Raw genomic sequence first — 2,993 nt, forward strand, 5'->3', positions numbered from 1 at the left:
GCCATCTGCCTCTCCTCGACCCTCATCTGGATCAAGACCGACTTAATCAACACGGCCTAGGGGTGAACTTCCAGATGCTGGCCGCGATGATCGCGAGGATCACTGTGGTGAAGACGCCGAGCACGATCCAGCCCGCGGTCTGCCAGCCGGGGAATTGCAGAGCGAACGCCCAGCGGATGCCGTCGTTGGCAAGGACGGCGGCGGGGAACGTGAACACCCAGTACTGCATCGTGAACGGTGCCCGCAGATACCCGGGCAGGAGAGCGAGCTGAACGAGGAACATGAACAGCACGATCCCGCCCAGGATCTCCTGGATCACGTCGACGCTCCCGCCGGTGGCGGCGAACCACGCCACGCTCGCTGTCCCCGGTGGGGTGACCAGGATCGCCAGGGCGGGTCGCGACGCGGGCGGCAGCGGTGCCCCGGTAACGAGGCGGGCCATCACGATGGTGCCGATCACGAGCCAGAAGAACACCCCGATGCCGATCGCGGCGATGGCCGCTTCGTGCTGGGCGACGCTCGTGAAGCCGATGCTGGCGATAAAGGACCCGGCGACAACCGGCAGGAAATAGCCTGGATGGAGTGCGTCGCGTTCGATCGACGCTGTGAGCCAATGGGCGACCAGTTGCGCGGCGATCACGGCCAGGACTGTTGTCGCCGCCAGGATCAGCCACACGGCCGCGTCCCCGAGGTAGGGCGCGTAGTGGGCGATCAACAGGATCGCGACGACGGGGATATAGGCCGTGAACGGGCCCGTCAGCGGATGCCGCAGGTCGGCGGTGAAGGACGCGATACGACGCAGCCCGCCGGTGAGGTAGACGACGGTGAAACCAGCCCAGATCAACGTGGCGATGGCGAAGGAGACCTCGGCCGGGATCGGACTCGCGCCCAGCTGTGTCGATGCCGCCGACCAGGCGCCGCCGAGACCGGCCAGACCGAGCGGGATCGCGAACAGGTTCAACGGCAGCCACGGCGCGTCCGGCTCGGCCCGGGTCGTGCCGGCCCGGGATAGTGCGGGACTCGCCGAGGCGCTCACGCGGCCAGGTCCCTGAGGGTCAGCAGTTCGCGGTAGCGGGCGGCCCGGGCGGCGAGCTGCTCGTCGGTGAGGTCCCAGGTGCCGTGGATGATCTGCGGCTCGAGCCAGATAACGCCGAGGCGCTTGGCGAGGGCCTCCATCGGGATCAGCACCTGCCGGATCGGCCAACCGTGGAATCCCTCGGGCTGGTAGGCGTCCTGGACGCCGCCGTTGGAAATCGCGACCCGCAGGGTCTTGCCTTTCAGCACGCCGGGCTTGCCCGTGCCGTAGGCCCAGCCGCGCGTCATGATCTCGTCCAGCCACTGCTTGAGCAGGCCCGGTGTCGAGTACCAGTACAGCGGGTACTGCAGCACGATGTTCTGCGCGCTCTCCAGCGCGGTGCGCTCGGCATCGAAGTCGATCTGCCCATCCGGGTACAGCTCGTGCAGGGTGCGCACCTGCACCGCGGGAAGCCCTTCGAGTTCGTGGACGAGGGCGGCGTTGATCCGTGACTCGCTCAGGTCGGGATGCCCCACGACAACAATGATCTCTGCGATCTGCTGCTCAGTCATTGTGTTCGGTCTCCGTGACGTTGGTGGATGTGATGAGGGGGGCATCCGTCGAGGTGCACTGGGCGGCTACGGCGTCGTGCGCGGCGTCTCTGCCGTCAGATGCTTCGAAGGAGAACGGCTGATCCTTGACCGCCGCCGCCGCAGATGGCTGCGGCCCCGAGCAGTCCGGCTCCTTGTTCGGCGAGCTGTCGGGCGAGGGTCCCGACGATGCGAGCACCAGACGCGCCGACCGGGTGGCCGATCGCGATCGCACCGCCGTGCCGATTCACGCGCTCAGGTCCGATGCCGAGCAGCTGGGCGGAGTGGACGATCACGGAGGCGAAGGCCTCGTTGATCTCGATCCTGACGAGGTCATCCGGGGTCGCGTCGATGTGGGCGAGGGCGGCGCGGATGGCGTCCGCTGGCCGCGCGTGCAGGCGCACGTCCGGGCCGGCGACGAACGCCGTGGCTTCGACCGTCGCGATCGCCGACAGTCCGTGCTGTTCAGCGTATGCGGCCGAGACGAGCACGAGCGCGGCCGCGCCGTCGTTGATCGACGAGGAGTTGCCGGCGGTGATGGTGCCTCCGGGTGAGAAGGCTGGGCGGAGGCCGGCGAGCACCTCGACGGTCGTGTTGGCGCGAACCCCGTCATCGGCCGTCACGGCGATGTCTCCTCGCTTCGAGGGGACGAGGACGGGTTCGATCTCTGCGGCGAGCCAGTCGGCCGACGCGGCGGCATGGATGTGGGAGCGCGCTGCGACCTCGTCCTGCGCAGTCCGGAGGATGGCGTAGTCCTCGTTGCCCTCCTCAGTGGACAAGCCCATCGAGCGTTGTTCGAAGGCATCGACGAGGGCGTCGTGCTCGAGGAGGTCGAGCAGTTCGATCGATCCGTACTTCGTTCCGGCTCTCGCAGGGAGGGCGTGCGGTGCGAGCGACATCGACTCCATGCCGAAGGCGACCGCGACGTCGATCCGTCCTGCTTCGATCGCGGCCGCTGCGGTGGCGACCGCCTCTGCGCCGGAGAGGCATACCGCGTTGATCGTCACCGACGGCACTGTGAGCGGGATCCCGGCGCCCACCGCAGCCTGGCGTGCCGGGTTCTGCCCTGCCCCGGCCTGCAACACCTGGCCGCCGACCACACGTTGTACCGCGTCGGGCGCGACACCGGCTCGATGCAGCGCGGCCTTGATCGCATGTGCGCCGAGCCGTGTGGCGGGGATCGCGGCGAACTGACCGTTGAATTTCACGAATGGAGTTCGGGCGTAGCCGACGATGAGGGCGTTCATCTGAACCTTTCTTTAGGGGAGGCGCCGGGGATCGCCCGGAGTTCCTCGAGGGTGATGCCGGGGGCGATCTCGCGGAGGAGCATCTCGACGGTTCCGTTCCATCACTTGTCGCTCATTGCGGCTCGTGTCCGGGTTCCGGGG

Annotated in this window: 3 protein-coding genes; all 3 read right to left on the reverse strand. The window is 68.0% G+C overall.

From position 1 onward, the window contains the following. Positions 1-46 precede the first annotated feature (46 nt). Positions 47-1,036, reverse strand: coding sequence for a TDT family transporter (locus ASG00_RS08300; RefSeq protein WP_162237835.1), 990 nt, complete (start codon positions 1,034-1,036; stop codon positions 47-49). Continuing rightward, positions 1,033-1,587 carry an NAD(P)H-dependent oxidoreductase gene (locus ASG00_RS08305; protein ID WP_056208472.1) on the reverse strand — a complete coding sequence of 185 codons (555 nt, stop codon included), beginning with the start codon at positions 1,585-1,587 and terminating at the stop codon, positions 1,033-1,035. The genes ASG00_RS08300 and ASG00_RS08305 overlap by 4 nt, the downstream gene beginning before the upstream one ends. Positions 1,588-1,682: 95 nt before the next feature. Next, positions 1,683-2,852: an acetyl-CoA C-acyltransferase gene (locus ASG00_RS08310; RefSeq protein WP_056208475.1), complete on the reverse strand. Its 1,170-nt coding sequence runs from the start codon at positions 2,850-2,852 to the stop codon at positions 1,683-1,685. Positions 2,853-2,993: the final 141 nt, after the last annotated feature.

The organism is Microbacterium sp. Leaf351 (assembly GCF_001423825.1).
GTDB classification, from domain to species: domain Bacteria; phylum Actinomycetota; class Actinomycetes; order Actinomycetales; family Microbacteriaceae; genus Microbacterium; species Microbacterium ginsengisoli.